At 68.2% G+C, this 15,428-nt stretch carries 14 protein-coding genes; 6 read left to right on the plus strand and 8 right to left on the minus strand.

The window, feature by feature from the left end:
• Position 1: 1 nt before the first annotated feature.
• Positions 2 to 637: a TetR family transcriptional regulator gene (locus tag ACH438_RS00980; protein ID WP_396999747.1), complete on the minus strand. Its 636-nt coding sequence runs from the start codon at positions 635 to 637 to the stop codon at positions 2 to 4.
• 141 nt (positions 638 to 778) lie between these two features.
• A complete protein-coding gene (locus ACH438_RS00985; RefSeq protein WP_396999749.1) occupies positions 779 to 1,426 on the minus strand; it encodes an O-methyltransferase in 648 nt (215 codons plus the stop codon).
• 232 nt (positions 1,427 to 1,658) lie between these two features.
• Here ACH438_RS00985 and sigE point away from each other — a divergent pair, with 232 nt between their 5' ends.
• The 5 genes from sigE to ACH438_RS01010 all read left to right on the plus strand — a co-directional run bounded on the left by sigE (position 1,659) and on the right by ACH438_RS01010 (position 5,805).
• The gene (gene sigE, locus ACH438_RS00990; RefSeq protein ID WP_396999751.1) at positions 1,659 to 2,372 is read left to right on the plus strand and encodes an RNA polymerase sigma factor SigE; all 714 of its coding nucleotides are present in this window, start codon (positions 1,659 to 1,661) and stop codon (positions 2,370 to 2,372) included.
• A gap of 71 nt (positions 2,373 to 2,443) precedes the next feature.
• On the plus strand, positions 2,444 to 2,839 hold the full coding sequence (locus ACH438_RS00995) for a hypothetical protein (RefSeq protein WP_396999753.1): 396 nt from the start codon (positions 2,444 to 2,446) through the stop codon (positions 2,837 to 2,839).
• 10 nt (positions 2,840 to 2,849) lie between these two features.
• Positions 2,850 to 4,445: a S1C family serine protease gene (locus ACH438_RS01000; protein WP_396999755.1), complete on the plus strand. Its 1,596-nt coding sequence runs from the start codon at positions 2,850 to 2,852 to the stop codon at positions 4,443 to 4,445.
• Between the two features lie 62 nt (positions 4,446 to 4,507).
• Entirely contained in the window at positions 4,508 to 4,909 is a 402-nt protein-coding gene (gene tatB, locus ACH438_RS01005) for a Sec-independent protein translocase protein TatB (RefSeq protein WP_396999757.1), read from the plus strand.
• 59 nt (positions 4,910 to 4,968) lie between these two features.
• Entirely contained in the window at positions 4,969 to 5,805 is an 837-nt protein-coding gene (locus ACH438_RS01010; RefSeq protein WP_396999759.1) for a hypothetical protein, read from the plus strand.
• Positions 5,806 to 5,874: 69 nt separating this feature from the next.
• Here ACH438_RS01010 and ACH438_RS01015 read toward each other — a convergent pair whose 3' ends face one another.
• From ACH438_RS01015 to ACH438_RS01035, 5 genes are all read right to left on the minus strand, one after another.
• The gene (locus ACH438_RS01015) at positions 5,875 to 6,813 is read right to left on the minus strand and encodes a glucosyl-3-phosphoglycerate synthase (protein ID WP_396999761.1); all 939 of its coding nucleotides are present in this window, start codon (positions 6,811 to 6,813) and stop codon (positions 5,875 to 5,877) included.
• Positions 6,810 to 7,682: a dihydropteroate synthase gene (gene folP / locus ACH438_RS01020; protein ID WP_396999763.1), complete on the minus strand. Its 873-nt coding sequence runs from the start codon at positions 7,680 to 7,682 to the stop codon at positions 6,810 to 6,812. The genes ACH438_RS01015 and folP overlap by 4 nt, the downstream gene beginning before the upstream one ends.
• Positions 7,683 to 7,706: 24 nt before the next feature.
• Positions 7,707 to 9,269: a hypothetical protein gene (locus tag ACH438_RS01025; protein ID WP_396999765.1), complete on the minus strand. Its 1,563-nt coding sequence runs from the start codon at positions 9,267 to 9,269 to the stop codon at positions 7,707 to 7,709.
• Between the two features lie 216 nt (positions 9,270 to 9,485).
• Positions 9,486 to 11,006: an AMP-binding protein gene (locus ACH438_RS01030; protein WP_396999767.1), complete on the minus strand. Its 1,521-nt coding sequence runs from the start codon at positions 11,004 to 11,006 to the stop codon at positions 9,486 to 9,488.
• Positions 11,007 to 11,314: 308 nt separating this feature from the next.
• Positions 11,315 to 12,220, minus strand: a complete 906-nt coding sequence (locus ACH438_RS01035; protein WP_396999769.1) for an alpha/beta hydrolase family esterase — start codon at positions 12,218 to 12,220, stop codon at positions 11,315 to 11,317.
• Between the two features lie 73 nt (positions 12,221 to 12,293).
• Between ACH438_RS01035 and ACH438_RS01040 the strand changes: the two genes are divergently transcribed.
• Entirely contained in the window at positions 12,294 to 13,322 is a 1,029-nt protein-coding gene (locus ACH438_RS01040) for a GAF domain-containing protein (protein WP_396999771.1), read from the plus strand.
• A 278-nt stretch (positions 13,323 to 13,600) separates the two neighbouring features.
• On the opposite strand, the gene ACH438_RS01045 is transcribed toward ACH438_RS01040, so the two are convergent.
• Positions 13,601 to 15,370: a long-chain-acyl-CoA synthetase gene (locus ACH438_RS01045; RefSeq protein WP_396999773.1), complete on the minus strand. Its 1,770-nt coding sequence runs from the start codon at positions 15,368 to 15,370 to the stop codon at positions 13,601 to 13,603.
• Positions 15,371 to 15,428 lie beyond the last annotated feature (58 nt).

The following is a 15,428-nucleotide window of genomic DNA, read 5'->3' on the forward strand; positions in this document are numbered from 1 at the left end:
GCTAGTGCTGCTCGTGCTGGATCATGGTGTCCAGTGCGGACGAGTCGGTGAGCAGGCCGTTGGTGTAGATCTCCAGCGCGGGCAGCATCATGCGATCGGCGTACTCGCGCAGGGCCTTCCGGAAGTCGATCGGGCCCTCGTGCTCGGTGGCGTAGAGCTGCAGGAACATCATCATGCCGCCGCCGTTGTTGGTGGCGATGAAGCGCGCCGTGGCCGGGATGTCGCGCAGCGGTTTGATGCTGCCGCCGGCGATGCCCGCGCGCAGGTACTGCTCGGCGTCCTCGACCATGTGCTCGAAGAAGGTCCGGGTGAGCGGGCCGCCCACCTGGAAGCTGCGGACCAGATAGGCCATCAGCGGTGCGAAGTCCTCGATCCGGCCCAGCTGTTCCATGAGGCTGCCGGGTGTGGGGTTCTCGATGTACTGCATCTTGGCGGTCCGGACGGTCTCGCGGACCCAGGCGTCGCAGGCCTCGCGCAGGCCGTCCTTGGAGCCGAAGTGGTGCATGACCAGGCCCGGCGAGACGCCGGCCGCGGCGGCGATGGCCCGGACCCCCACCGCGAATCCCTCCTGGCCGAACACGGTGATCGCCGCATCGCGAATCCGGGCCCGGGTGGTGAGATCGTCGGTTGAACGCATGTTCAAAATGCTAAACAGTCGTTCAATCCATTGGCAATAGCCGGCCGGGCGTGTCGAAGCGGAATTTATGAATTCCTGACCACGCGCAGCGCGATCGGCCCCGTGGCGCGCGGCACGAACGGCCGCGCGTCACCGGGTGGTTCAGCCGCGCGAGGCGCAGAGCAGTCCGTCGCCGACGGGGATGAGCACGCTGGTCAGGTCCGGATCCTCGGCGATGGCGCGGGTGGCGGCGCGCACGGCCTGGGTCTGCGGATCGCGCTGGGCCGGGTCCGGTACCCGGCCGCCTAGTAAAGCGTTGTGCAACAGGATGGCTCCGCCCTCGCGCAGCAGCCGCACGGCCTGCGCCACGTACTGCGGGTGCTCCAGCGGTGCGGCATCGATGAATACGAGGTCGTAGGCCCCATCGGCCAAGCGCGGCAACACATCCAGGGCGCGCCCGTTGATGAGCCGGGTGCGGGCGGGCGTGATCTCCGCGGAGCGGAACGCCTCGCGGGCCGCGCGCTGATGCTCGGGTTCGGAGTCGATAGTGGTGAGGGTGCCGTCCTCGCGCATGCCGTCCAGCAGCCAGAGCCCGCTGACGCCGGCCCCGGTGCCGACCTCGACCACGGCTCGTGCGCCCAGCAGCTGGGCGTACATGCCGATCAGGGCCCCGACCGCGGGTGGCACCGGCGCCGCGCCGAGTTCGACGGCGCGTTCGCGCGCGCCGACGAGGATCTCGTCCTCGGCGACGGATTCCTCCACGTAGGCGAGGTTGCGCTGCAGGTTCTGTGCCGCGGGAGTCTGGCTCACGCCCTAGAGGCTAACGGCGCGGGGGCATGATCGCGTGGCGGCGACCGGACGGGCCCGCGATTTTTCTCAGGTGTCCCTCAGCCTCCACATACTGCGGCCTCATCACGACCGACCAGAGTAAGCGTCACGCCAGGCCAGCGATCGTGATCCCGGGCCGGGAAGAACTGATCCAACCGATCGGTTGTAACCGGAACGACGTTCACGGTCCCGAGTAGGAGGTAATCCCATCCACATGGTCGACGCGGCGCGTGAACACGCCAACACTCTGCACCCGCAGATTCAGCCGCTCGCCGGCGACACCTCGCTGAGCGGCGATTTCATTCTGTCCGCCGACTCCGGTGCGGCCCTGCTCGCCGAAGATCCGGCCAACCTGAGCGGTACCGCGGCCTTCGACGCCAGCGGCGACCGCACCAAGATGCCGACCTGGGACGAGCTGGTCCGCGAGCACGCCGACCGCGTGTACCGCCTGGCCTACCGCCTCACCGGTGATCCGCAGGACGCCGAGGATCTGACGCAGGAGACCTTCATCCGCGTCTTCCGATCCCTGCAGAACTATCAGCCCGGCACCTTCGAGGGCTGGCTGCACCGCATCACCACGAACCTGTTCCTGGACATGGTCCGCCGCCGCAACCGCATCCGCATGGAGGCGCTGCCGGAGGACTACGACCGGGTGCCGTCCGACGGTCCCGGCCCGGAGCAGCTCTATCACGACGCCAATCTGGACCCGGACCTGCAGTCGGCGCTGGACGCGCTGGCGCCGGAGTTCCGTGCCGCGGTGGTGTTGTGTGACATCGAAGGACTGTCGTACGAGGAGATCGGCGCGACGCTGGGCGTCAAACTGGGCACCGTGCGCAGCCGTATCCACCGAGGACGTCAGGCACTGCGCGAGCACCTCGAGCATAATGGAGTGGAGCGGCGTTTCGCCGCCACCGAAGAGGTCGGGTGAGGGCGGGCCCTGAGCCCGCACCTCGGCATTCCCGATACAGCTCGAATCGTCCGAAAGGGTGTGTGCAGCGTATGAGTGGCGAGGACAGACCGCCCCGTCGTCCGCCTCGTTTCGCTCCCACCGAGCACCTGGCCAGCGAGGCCATCGTGGCTTATGTGGACGGCGAGCTACGAATGAACGCGTATCTGCGTGCCGCCCATCATCTTTCCGTGTGCGTGGAGTGCGCGGCCGAGGTGGAGGCGCAGCAGCAGGCGCGGATTGCGCTGCGGCAGTCCTCCGATCAGATTTCGGCGCCGCTGCGGCTGCACGACACCTTGAGCCGGATTCCGATGTCCGAGCTCCCGGGCGCGACGCCCGAGCCCGAGCGGTCCGCCGATCGCGGCGTGCTGTCCTGGGGCGTGACTTCCTTCGGCCTGCGCCAAGATTCGTTCGACAGCAGACGGTGGACCGCGTGGTGGCGCAAGTAGAGTTCATCGCGTGACCACCGAATCGAAGAACACGGGCCCGGTACCGGGTGAGGGGCCCGACGGTACTGCGCAGCGGTCGACCGAGACTGCCGCGACTTCTGATTCGGCGGCCGATCGGGGGAACCTGAGGCCGTCGGACGCACCGGTCCTGGGACCGCGGCCGGTTTATCGGCCGCATGTCGACACACATACCGCGCGCGCCTTCCGCCGCCCGAGCGGGCAGAGCGGCTCGTTCGGGGCGCGACCCAATGGCGTGGCGCCCGCCAAGGCGCCCGAACCGCTCGAGATCCAGAACCGTCCGCCGGATGCCGTGCTGGCCGAGGCGTTCGGCCGGCCGGAGGGTTCCACCAAGCTGCTGGGCCGGGATCCGGAGGCGCAGGCCGAGCAGGCCGCGGCGGCCGGGCCGGCCGATCCGTGGCGGGATCCGAATTCCGCGGTCCGCCTGGGCACTCCGGCCGTCGGCGTGCCCGCGCCGGAACCGCTGGTGCCGGGCCGCAAGCTGGGCGCCCGCGAGGTGCTGTTCGGCCGCGGGGTGGCATGGCAGGCGCTGGCGATCCTGGGCGTGGTGGCGCTGGTCATCGGCGTGGCCGGTGGACTGGTCGGGCGGCTCACCGCCGAATCCACCACCTCCCTGACCTCGCACAAGGTGTCGCTGGCGTCCGCGCCGGCCGGGAACGCCTCGCACAACCAGATCAGCAAGGTGGTCAATACGGTCATGCCGACCGTGGTGACCGTGCGCAACTGGGTCGGCGACACCGGATCCACCGGATCCGGCGTGGTGATCGACGGCGCGGGCTACATCATCACCAACAATCACGTGATCTCGCTGTTCGCCAATGACAAGACCGGCAAGGCCAAGCTGCAGGTGGTCTTCTCCGACGGCAATCGGGTGCCGGCCACCATAGTGGGCCGCGATATCAAGACCGACCTGGCGGTACTGAAGGTCGATGTGAGGAACCTGTCCGTCATCCAGCTCGGCAGTTCCAATGACGTGCGGGTCGGTGACGACGTGCTGGCCATCGGTTCGCCGCTGGGCCTGGACGAGACGGTCACCTCCGGCATCGTGTCCGCGCTGCACCGCCCGGTGAAGGTGGGCGGCGAGGGCACCGACACCGACGCCACCCTGGACGCCGTGCAGACCGACGCCGCCATCAACCACGGCAATTCCGGTGGCCCACTGGTGGATATGCAGGGCCGGCTGATCGGCATCAACTCGGCCATCAAGTCCGAGTCCGGTGGTTCGGTGGGCCTGGGCTTCGCGATTCCGATCGATCAGGTCAAGCGCATCTCGCAGACCTTGATCAACGACCCCAACCACACGGTCCAGCACGCGGTGCTGGGCGTGAGCGCCAAGACCCAGATCGTCTCCAACGACGTGATGAGCGGCGCCGCGGTGGCGGATGTGCAGGCGGGTAGCGCGGCGGCCCAGGCGGGCATCGTGGAGGGCGATGTCATCGTGAAGGTGGGCGACCGTGACGTGACGGGCCCGGAGGAGCTGACGGTGGCCGTGCAGTCGCATCAGCCCGGTGAAACGGTGACCATCAAGCTGATTCGCGACGGACGCGAAGTGGACGTCCCGGTGAAACTCCAGTCGGACCAGAAGTAAACATGTTCCCGCACGGGTGCGGCGGCGAAAACGCCGGAATCGGGCACAGGTAATCTGGTCCCGTGTTCGGCAATATCAGCTGGGGCGAGATGCTCGTTCTCCTCGTCGCCGCACTCGTGATTCTCGGCCCGGAGCGTTTGCCCGGCGCTGTGCGCTGGACCGCGCATACCCTCCGGCAGGTTCGTGATTACGCGACGGGTGCGACGAACCAATTGCGCGAGGAGCTCGGGCCGGAATTCGACGAGATCCGGAAACCGCTCGAGCAGCTGAACGAACTGCGCAGTATGAATCCCAAATCGATGGTCACCAAACACCTTCTGGATGGCGACGATTCATTCTTGACGGGTAATTTCGACAAGCCTGTCACGCCCCCCAGCAGCGGTTATTCGGATGTTTCGATGCCGAAACCGCAGAAACCGCTGGAGCGCAACGAACGTCCGCCGGTGGATCCGGACGCCACCTGAGATCGAATCCGTCCAGTGGACTTGACGCCAGATCCTGTCCAGCTATCTAGACTGCGCACATGTCGGCCGACGAGGTGGCACGGGTATTCGCGATCGAAGACAAGGTCGAACGCCTGAAAGCCGCCACCGAAGGCGTGGCTGCCGCGCAACAGCAGATCAATGAGCTGACCCGGATACGCCGCGCCGTCATTCGCGAACTGCATGCCGAGGGCTGGACGTTCGCCAGAATCGGTGCGGCCGCGGGACTCTCGCGGGCGCGCATCCATCAGGTCAGCACGCAGGGGCCGGTACCGGAGGGCCTGTTCTTCGGCCACGGTCCGCTCACCATCCTGACCCCGGACGTGCGCAGCACCACGCGATCCATCGCCCTGGTGGGCGCCCCCGATCCGGCGGCGCCGCACCGATTGGTCGAGCTGCTGCGGGAATTGGGCTTCCAGGCCCAGGTGCAGCGGTTCCTGCCGGGGCGGCCACTGGACCTGGATCGGGAGGGCCTGATCGTGCTCGGCGGGCCCGAATTGTCGCCAAGCCTGCGCTATCTGGTGGCGGCGGACCCGCGGCTGCGCCGCACCGTGGCGCGCGCCGGGAGAGTGCGCCGCGGTATCGAGGATCGCGCCGCCCGCCGCGTGTACCGGCCGGGCGGCACCGAACCGTACGACATCGCGTATCTGGCGCGTGTTCCCCGCCCGGACGGCAAGGGCACGGTCCTGGTCATCGACGGGTTGCACCCGCCGGCCTCGCTGGGCGCAATCCGGCTGCTGGCAACGAGACTCGCGACCCTGCACGAGCGGGCGGGCACCCACCCGTTCTCGGCGGTGGTCGGCGTCCGCTACGACCGGAACACCGGCGAGCCGATCGAGGCCGATCTGCTCACGCCGATCTATCGGCACGACCGCTGAAAAGCAGAATGGACGGAATGCTGAAAAGCATTCCGTCCACTCTCTTGGAAAGCGCGCGGTGAAAAGCCCTCAGGCCGCGGCCCATTCGGGACGCAGCGTGTTCATGGGCGGCCGGTCCACGAGCGACACCTCGGTGGACTGCGCCGTGAATTCACCCGAGACGAGCGGGAATTGGGTCAGCGCCGCACCCGAGTCCCGCACGCCGCTGCGGCCCAGCACGGTGCCCAGGATCTGGCGGCTCATGACGCCCAGATCCGAGAGCGGCCGGTTGCGGTGCTGCCGCACACCGAGATTCACCTGGCCGATGGCGGGCAGGCCGAGCATGTCGTAGGTGTCGAGCAGCAACCCGATCTCGACGCCGTAGCCCGGCGCGAACGGCACCGAGGTGAGCAGTTCCCGGGTGCCGGCGTACTCGCCGCCCAAGGGCTGCAGCACATTCGACAGTTCCGGACGCAGCGCCGCCAGCAGCGGCCGGGCGACCAGTTCGGTGACGCGGCCACCGCCGTGATCGTCCACCGTGGCGCCCTGCCGCAGCGGACGGCGGTAGTACGCCTTGACCAGATGCATGCCGTCCACGGTGAGCAGCGGGCCGAGCAGTTTCGGCACGAACCGCGGATCCGGGTCGATCAGATCGGAGTCGACGAACGCGATCAGGTCCCCGGAGGTGACGGCCAGCGACCGCCACAGGCATTCGCCCTTGCCGGGGACCGGCTCGAGTTCGGGCACCGCCTGCTCGCGGCTGACCACGGTGGCTCCCGCGGCCGCTGCGCGCTCCGCGGTGGCGTCGGTGGAGCCGGAGTCCAGCACCACGAGTTCGTCTACCAGCGTGCCGAGCAGGGGCCGGATGCTGGCCACCACGTCGGCGACGGTGTCTTCCTCGTTGAGTGCGGGCAACACGACGGAGACCGTCCGGTCGCCCTTGGCCTCGACGAGTGCGTCGACGGACCAGTCGGGACGGTCGAAGGTGTGGGTGCTCGCCCAGTCGGTGGGCAGATGTTTCTTGCTCATGCGAGACCTCGCAGAGTTCGGGCGGGTGGGCGGAGACCCTGGATCGCGGCGATCATGTCCACCACCCGGCGTGTTGCGGCCACCTCGTGCACCCGGAAAACGCGGGCGCCCGCGGCGGCCGACCAAGCAGTCGCTGCCAATGTGCCCTCCAATCGCTCGGACAGGCCGACACCAAGAGTCTCTCCGATGAAATCCTTATTGCTCAGCGCCATCAAGACGGGCCATCCGGTTTTCACAAGAACGTCCACTGCACGCAACAATTCGAGCCCGTGGTACGTGTTCTTGCCGAAATCGTGCGTCGGATCGATGAGAATCGAGTCCTTCGCCACACCCGCCGCCGCGGCGTTCTCGGCCGCCGCCACGACCGTCTCGACGACCTCCCCCACCACATCGGCGTACCGCACCCGATGCGGCCGGGTCCGCGGAATCGCACCCCCGGTGTGGCTGCACACGATGCCCACCCCGAGTTCCGCCGCCACGCCCACCAGCTCCGGGTCCGCGCCCGCCCAGGTGTCGTTGATGAGGTCCGCGCCCGCGGCCACCGCCGCCCGCGCCACCTCGGCCCGCCAGGTGTCGATGCTGATCAATAGCTCCGGGAAACGCTCGCGGATAGCGGCCACGAACGGCACCGTGCGGCGGGCCTCCTCGGCGGCGTCCACCTCGGCGCCCGGCCCGGCCTTCACGCCGCCGATATCGACCAGATCCGCGCCCTCGGCGACCGCCCGCGCGACCGCGGCCATGGCGGCCTCGTCGCTGAAGGTCGCGCCCTTGTCATAGAAAGAATCCGGCGTCCGGTTCACGATCGCCATCACCAGCGCCCGATCCGTCGCCACCGGCTTCCCGCACAATGTCGGCAACGGCGCACACATAACTCTCGACTGTACCTACCGTTCCTAACCTGTTAGCAAGCGATAGTAAGTTCGCTCGATGCGACCCGAACGGTCTTGGTCGCTGACGTGCGGCGCTGCCCGCCGAACCGCTCCGGCCTCCTCGTAGGGGCCGGTGGTGGGGCGGGGCCCACCGGACGTCGCCCGAACCCGGTTAAGCGCAGCCGCCGAGCCCCGTGGCATGCCTGTACTCGTCCGCTGTCGAGCACAGGGTCCTGCGGGGTGACGCGAAAGCTTGTATCCGAGTGCGCGCCTGCCGATCGCGACGGCCGCACCATCGTGGACGGTGACGTCTCGATCGGAAGTTCGATGCTGAAGTGGTTTGCGCCAATGTTTGCCACCGGTTTTGGAGGTGTGTGCGGGGTCGACCGCGATCAGAGCAAGGTTTCGCCGAGCCGCCATGCCCCGCAGTCGATCCCGGAACTTCGCGGTCGGCATACCTGCGACGGTTCTGCGAAATCGTCTGCCCCGCACTCCTCGGCCCATCGTCTCGCGACCGCTCGACCGTGCGTCGGCGAAGTCGAGGTTCTCGATCACCACCGCGGCACATCCAGCAGCCTCGGCACGATCGAGCAACTGGGTAACAGCAGCTCGAAGTCTGCCGTCGCGCGTAGTCGCCGGAAAGCCTTGTACAACAAGATTGATCGTGCACGGTTCATCGACCGGATTGCCCGAGCTATCCACGACGCATATCGCCAAGTGCCCGGCATTCATATCCACGCCGAGAACGCGACCGGCCCGAAGTACGGCGAGTGGAAGTTGCGGTTCCGGCTCGACGCGCCACGAAGCGTCCAGGTACCACCTTCCGCGTTCCGGGTCATAGACCATGTCGTATCGGACCGCGCGACTCGCGCGAATGCGCTCCTGCCACTGTTCCCGGCGGTGACTGAAACTTACCGGTGTGCCGATGATCAGGTGCGTTCCGAATCGATCCACCAGCGCAGCGGGAACCTTGATGCGTAGTTGCCTGGTGGCCGGTGAAACACGGATGGTCTCGTTGCCACCCGCTTTGCCGGTTTCACCGTCCGCAGTAAGGAACATCCGTGCCGTATCCCAGCGTTCACGCCACTCCGATTCGGTGAGGCCGGCGGCATCGAGATTGTTTCGGTTGCGCCACAACCGCTTACCGCCCACAACCATCGAGGGCCGGCCATCCTCCAACCGCCGTTTCGTCTCCTCGGCCCTACCTCTCAGCACAGCCAGTCGACGCGTCTTCTCGAACCTTTCGGCTCCAGTGCGGTAGCCGGCAACCTTCCCATCCCGTTCGCCAGGTGAAAGAGCGCAACGCTTTTCGAGCATCCCGATCGCCTCATCGAGACTACGCAGGTGCGCGACCAGTCCACGGATACCTGTCTGATACTGATCCTCGACCGCGCGGGTGATCGCACCGGCCCACCTGGACGACGACACCGCAGTCAAGTCACGTTTCCTCGCGGCCCGGTCTTCGGCCTGATGCCTGTGGTCCAGATGACCGCTCTCAACTCGCGCGGCGAGCCCCGTACGGAACAGTCCACCGAGAAAATTGCCTATTTCGAACAACGCCGCAGCCTCCGAATCGGTGACGTGCAAACGGGTTCGAATCCGCGCATACGATGGGGCCGCGACCACGAACGGGGTTTCGCGGCGAGCTCTACGCATCCCGATGCCCTGTGCACAGTCGAGTCCTCAGCTCGTACCATCCACCGCTCCGACCCGGATTCATCCAGCGATCATATTCCAAATCGAACGTATGTTCTCAGAATATTGCTGGATATCGTCAGCACCACTCGAAGGTGGGCCCGCCGACTACGCGCCGTGATTGCCAGCGGCGGTGAGGAGTTCCCGGATCCGCTGCTTGTAGACCTTGCCGTTGTCGTCGCGGGGCAGCTCGGCGACGATGTCGATGCGGGAGGGGATCTTGTAGGGCGCGAGCTGGCCGCGCAGGGCGGCGGCGATGGCCCCGGGGGTGAGTTCCGCGCCCGGGCGGGGCAGGATGTGTGCGGCCACTGTCTCTCCGAGATCGCCTGTGGTGTCCGGGATTCCGACCACTGCGGCGTCTTCGATGCCGTTCACGGCGAGCAGGGCGGCCTCGATCTCGGCGGGGTAGATGTTGACGCCGCCGCGGATGACCACCTCGGAGTCGCGGCCGGTGAGGTAGAGGTAGCCGTCCTCGTCGAAGCGGCCCAGGTCACCGACCCAGATCATGCCGTCGACCGCGCCGCCGGGGGCGCCCAGGCCGAGGTATTCGAAGGCCGGCCAGTATTCGGGGCCGCGCACGTAGACGCGGCCGATCTCGCCGGCGGGCAGTTCCTTGCCGTACGCGTCGGCGACGAGGACCGCGGAACCGTCGGCGGGGCGGCCGACGCTGCCCGGGTGGGCGAGCCATTCGGTGCCGCTGATCCAGGTCAGCGGCCCGGATTCGCTGGAACCGTAGAACTCGGAGAGGGCATCGCCGAACCAGTCGATGGCGGCGCGCTTGATGGCCGGCGGGCAAGGCGCGGCCGAATGGATCAGGTGGGTGAGGCTGCTGGTGTCGTAGCGCTCGCGCACGTCGGCGGGCAGGCTCAGCAATCGGGACAGCATGGTCGGCACGATCTTCGCCTGCTGGACGCGCTGTTCATGGATGTGCTGGAGGAATCGGGCGGAATCCCAGCGCGGCATGATGGTGATATTGGTGCCCATCCGAAGCGCAAGCACCGCAACGGCATTCGGGGACGCGTGGTACAGCGGCCCGGCCACCAGCATCTCCCCGCCGGGCGTGAGCCCCATGCGCTGCGCGGTCGCTCCCGCGATGGCGAGCAGTTGCTGCGGTGTCATGCGTTCGCGGACAACGCCTTTCGGGCGGCCCGTGGTGCCGGAGGTGTAGATCAACCCCATGCTGTCCGAGATCGCGCCCTCGAGGTGACCCAGCGGTTCCGGCTGGGTGGCGATCCACTCCTCGAACAGTGGGTGGCGACCGGTCGGCTCGCCCAGCTCCCCCGGCAGCCCGGATTCCGCGAGAAGCCCTGGCGGCATGCCGATTTCGACGATCACCGGCGCGACTCCCGCCGCCGCGCTCGCCGCCTCCACCACCGGCACGAACTCGGTATGCGCGAAAACCAGCCGCACCTTGGCATCGGCGAGCACATGCGCCACCTCGGGCGCCGTCCACCGGGTATTGATCGGCACCGGATTCCCGCCCGCCGTCGCGATCGCGAGCGAGGCCTCCAGGAACTCGATGTCATTGCGCGCCATGACCGCAACGCGATCCCCGCGCCCGATGCCCGCGGCCGCGACGGCCGCCGCCAGCCGCCCGGCGCGCTGCTGCGCTTCGGGCTGACTGCGCACCCTCCCCCCGCAACGAATAACGGCCACGGGCGCAGACACGGCGTCGTTCATGCCCGCAGTCTTCCACTCCCGCGGCGTCGCGGCCATGCCGCACCGATGTGCCGGCCGTCCGAGCGCAGGATCCGCCCCTCGGCCATGGGATTCCGGCGGGCGCGACGGCGGCGGCCGTGCCCGAGGCGCGCCGGCCCCCTACCATCCGGCGTCGCCGGGCGTTCCCGGCTCGCACGGCCCCGCGAACCGGGCAGATCTTGCCGACCGGCGCAGCCGACCCGTCCGGCGATGCGGCACGACCGGTGTGGATGCGGGATCTAGGCGGTCAGGCCGAAGAAGTCGGAGATGGCCGCGGTGGCGTCGAAATGCGGGGCGGGGGCGCCGAAGGTGAGGCGGTTGCCGGTGGAGGCGCCCGGGATGTGGTGGCCGCCGCCGTCGACGGTGTAGAAGGCGACGGGTGCACCGCCCGCATAGTCGGTGCGGTGCACGGGTTTTCCGGTGGTGTGGAGGCGGCTGTCCGTCGGCGCGGTGGTGATGCCGTTGCGGCGGGCGAAGTAGGCGGCGGTGTCGGCGGCGGAGAGGTGCTCCCCCTTGGGGAAGAGACCGCGGAGGCTGATGACACCGCCGGTGTACGGGGCGAGGGGATCGGCGGTGCCGTGAATGGTGAGGACCGGGACGGGCCGTCGCGGCGGTTCGGTGGTGGCGACGGTGAGATTGCCCGGGGCGGGCTGGTTCACGGCGATGAGGGCCGCGCCCGCGAGCAGTTCCGGTGCGTCGTGCAGCAGGCGGATGGTCATCTGGCCGCCGAGGCTGTAGCCGATGGCGTAGACGCGGGCCGGGTCGATCGGCTGCCGGGCCGCGATCTCGTCGATCAGCGCGCCGAGGAAGCCGACATCGTCGACGCTCTTGGCGCTCGGGTAGAGGATGGCGGCGGTGCGGGCGCCGTTCCATTCGCGCACGGCGTCCGGGTAGGCGAGCACCGCGCGGCCGTCGCGGGCGAGGGTGTCGAAGGCGCCGCGGGTGAAGCGGTGGAAGGATTGCGCGTTCTCGAAACTGCCGTGCAGGGCCAGGATGAGCGCGGCGCCCTGCTGGACCGGATCGGTGTGCAGCAGGGTGTAGGTGCGGTGGCGGCCGTCGTGCACGAATTGCCGGCGGGTGACGATCTGCCCGAATCGATGCGATTGACCCGGTTTCCGGCCCGCTGTCCGTCTGTTTTTCGGCACGCCTGCGAGTCTGACGGGTCCGGTCCACCGGGTCCAGCCGTGCAACCGGCGCCCGCCCGGGACAATGACCGCCATGTGGTTCTTGATCGATGCCGCCGAACCGGCCGCCGTCATCCGGTACGTGCCGGAGGACGGAACGGCGCGGTCGCGTTCCCTGCATCGGGCCTTACGACCCACTTCCCTTGCGACACTGGCGGGTTCCGCGGTCGCCACCACCCTGAGCTCCAATGCCCCCTGCGAACGCGAGGTGCCGGTACGCGGCGAACGCTATCGGGTCAGCACCCGGCCCCTGCCCGGCCCGGACGGCGCGACGCTCGGCGTGCTGCTGTGGGCGGGCAGCGGCGACGCCCCGATGACCGAACCGCCCGCGGTGGACGCCTTCCTGTGGGACGGCAGGCAGTGGACGCTGCGCAATCACGGTGACGGCGGCGCGGTGCTCCCCGCGGGTTTCCCGCTGCTGCACGGCGCCTGGTTCCTGAGCCGCATCGCGGAGTGCGAGGAACGCGATCGCCTCATCACGGCCGCTTTGAACGGGCAGCCGGGTACGCGCTGGTCGGGACCCATGCGCGTGCTCACCGCGGATGACAAGAAGACCACGCGGGTCTTCGGTTTCTTCGCGCATCACGCCGAGCACACGCTGCGCGGTCTGCTGTTGTGCGTCGGGGAGGATCACGAACCCGGCATCGTGCAGCCGACCTATCACGCGGATGCCGCGGTGGCGCTGCTCGGCGGCACCACCGCGCTCATCGACACGGTGACCATGCAGATCATCGATTGGCTGACGCCGCCTTTGGCGGGTATCGCGTGGCGTCATCATCCGGTCGCGCGCGGGACCGAACCGACCGGTTCCCGCGAGTTCAACCTGACCACAACGCATCTCATCCACCCCGACGACATGAAGTTCTATCTGCAGGTGATGCTGGATTTCCGGGAACAGCGGATCAAGACCGCCCGGGCGATCGTGCGCCTGCTGCGGGTGGACCGTTCCTGGCAACCGGTCGAGCTCTACACGCGACCCCTGCCGAATGCCGATCCGCGCTTCGTCATCACGCTGTTCCGCCCGGTGGACGAGGGTAGCGAGCCCGGCATGCTGTCCCCGTGAGCGCCGGCCGCCCGCTCCTGGTGGACGCCTTGCGATTGCCGGGCGCCCGCGCGGTGTACTAACCTCGGCGCTGCACTCCCTCCAGGGAGTTACGCGAGATGTGCCTGCTCCATTTCGCGTCGCTGGACCGCTCCGCGCGGCTGCCTCGTGCTGCCCGCGCGCAGCGAGGCGCCTGGAGGCGAAGCACCTCGTCGTTCCCCTTCAGGCACGCCGGCCGCGGCCGCCGGAGGGGTGCGGCCGCGGCCAGGTCTTCCGCGTGGATGCTGCCCGTGGGTGATTCAGTTGCGCGGGACGCGACCCGCCGCGACCTCCGCCGCATAGTCTTCGTAGGCCGGGACATAGCCGTCACCGCGCCCGGCGAGCACGTACAGCGTGGTCTGGTCGTCGGGTGCGAAGCCCTGTTTGCGCAGTTCGACCTTGCGGCTCTTGAACGTCGAGGTCTGCTCCAATTCCTGCACCACCCGGATGAACAGCGGCACAGCATAAGTGGGCAATTGTTCGAAAAGCACCTTGGCGGTGAGCTTTCCGTCGAATTCCGCGCCCTCGTCGAGGGTGACGGCGGCCATGCCGGCCTTGCCGTCGGCGCCGGGGACGTCCACGCCGTACACGACCGCCTGGGTGATGGCGTCGATGCCGTCGAAGGCGCCCTCGACCTCGGTGGTGGCCACGTTCTCACCCTTCCAGCGGAAGGTGTCGCCGAGCCGGTCCACGAAGGCGATGTGGCCGAATCGCTGATCGCGCACCAGGTCCCCGGTGTCGAACCAGCAGTCGCCGTCCTTGAATCCGTCGCGCACGAGTTTGGCCTCGGTGGCGGCGGAGTCGGTGTAACCGTCGAACGGGGAGCGGGTGGTGACCTTCGCGAGCAACAGCCCGACCCCGCCGGGCTTGACGCGGCGCAGCCGGCCATCGGGATGGCGCAGCGCCTTACCGGTGCCGTCGTCGTATTCGACGATGGCGAAGGGCAGTGGCGTGAACCCGGCGGTCTTGTCGAGGCTGAAGGCGTTGATGAAGGCGACGTTTCCCTCACTGGCGCCGTAGAACTCGACGATCCGCTTGATACCGAACCGGGTCTTGAATTCGTCCCAGAGTTCGGGCCGCAGGCCGTTGCCGACGCAGAGCCGCACCTTGTGCAGGCGGTCGGTGCGCTTGGGCGGCTGGTTGATCAGGTAGCGGCAGAGTTCGCCGATGTAGACGAAGGCGGTGGCCTGGTTGGCGATGGCCTCCTCCCAGAAGCGGGAGGCCGAGAACTTGCGTCCCAGTGCGAAAGTCGCGCCGCCGGCGATGACCGAGGACAGCGCCACCGTGAGGGCGTTGTTGTGATAGAGCGGCAGGCAGCAGTACAGCGTGTCGCCGCCCTCCAGCCGGACGCCGAGACCGCCGATGCCCGCCATGGACTTGGTCCAGCGCAGGTGCGTCATGACGCTGGCCTTGGGCAGGCCGGTGGTGCCGGAGGTGAAGATCAGGTAGGCGCGCTCGCGGGCCGTGATCTGCTCGGTGACAGCGGGATTCGAGGCGTCGGCGGCGCGGGCCGCGGTGTGCAGTTCCTCGCTCCACAGCACATTGGATCGCGGTTCGGTGAGGGTCTCGAACGCCTCGGCGCATTCCTCGCCGACGACATCCAGCACCGAGTTCAGCAGGCCGAAGCTGTGCTGCAGCACCGCGTCTCGCTGATTGTTGTTCAATTGCCCCGCCGTGGCGCCGAGTTTCACGGTGGCGAGCACGGTGAACAGCGTCTCGGGCCGGTTGGTCATGAGGATGCCGACGACATCGCCGCGCTGCACGCCGCGCGCCGCCAGTACGCGGGCGTAGCGGTTGACCTCGGAATTGGCCTCGCCCCAGGCGTATTCGCGGCCCTCGAAGCGCAGGAACGGCCGGTCCGGATGGCGGGCCGCGCCGCGCTGGAAGTACAGGCCGATGGAGGCCCGGTCGCCGGATTTCACCAGCATGTGCCCGACATTGCGGAGCATGCCCGGGGCCTGCAGGGCCATGCCGGGCAGACTCCGGGCCAGATCGAAAAGGCTCACTGTCGTACGGGCATCCGTGTTCACTGCTGTGTGCTCCTCACCGGGTCGTACCATGCGACGCTCATCACACCCTTACGGATGC

This window comes from Nocardia sp. NPDC020380 (assembly GCF_044386975.1).
GTDB lineage: Bacteria > Actinomycetota > Actinomycetes > Mycobacteriales > Mycobacteriaceae > Nocardia.

What these genes read in the sequence shown, in the direction of transcription:
- ACH438_RS00980 (WP_396999747.1), bottom strand. Translation starts at nt 637, where the DNA reads ATGCGTTCAACCGACGATCTCACCACCCGGGCCCGGATTCGCGATGCG.
- sigE (WP_396999751.1), top strand. Translation starts at nt 1,659, where the DNA reads ATGGTCGACGCGGCGCGTGAACACGCCAACACTCTGCACCCGCAGATT.
- ACH438_RS00995 (WP_396999753.1), top strand. Translation starts at nt 2,444, where the DNA reads ATGAGTGGCGAGGACAGACCGCCCCGTCGTCCGCCTCGTTTCGCTCCC.
- ACH438_RS01010 (WP_396999759.1), top strand. Translation starts at nt 4,969, where the DNA reads ATGTCGGCCGACGAGGTGGCACGGGTATTCGCGATCGAAGACAAGGTC.
- ACH438_RS01015 (WP_396999761.1), bottom strand. Translation starts at nt 6,813, where the DNA reads ATGAGCAAGAAACATCTGCCCACCGACTGGGCGAGCACCCACACCTTC.
- folP (WP_396999763.1), bottom strand. Translation starts at nt 7,682, where the DNA reads ATGTGTGCGCCGTTGCCGACATTGTGCGGGAAGCCGGTGGCGACGGAT.
- ACH438_RS01040 (WP_396999771.1), top strand. Translation starts at nt 12,294, where the DNA reads ATGTGGTTCTTGATCGATGCCGCCGAACCGGCCGCCGTCATCCGGTAC.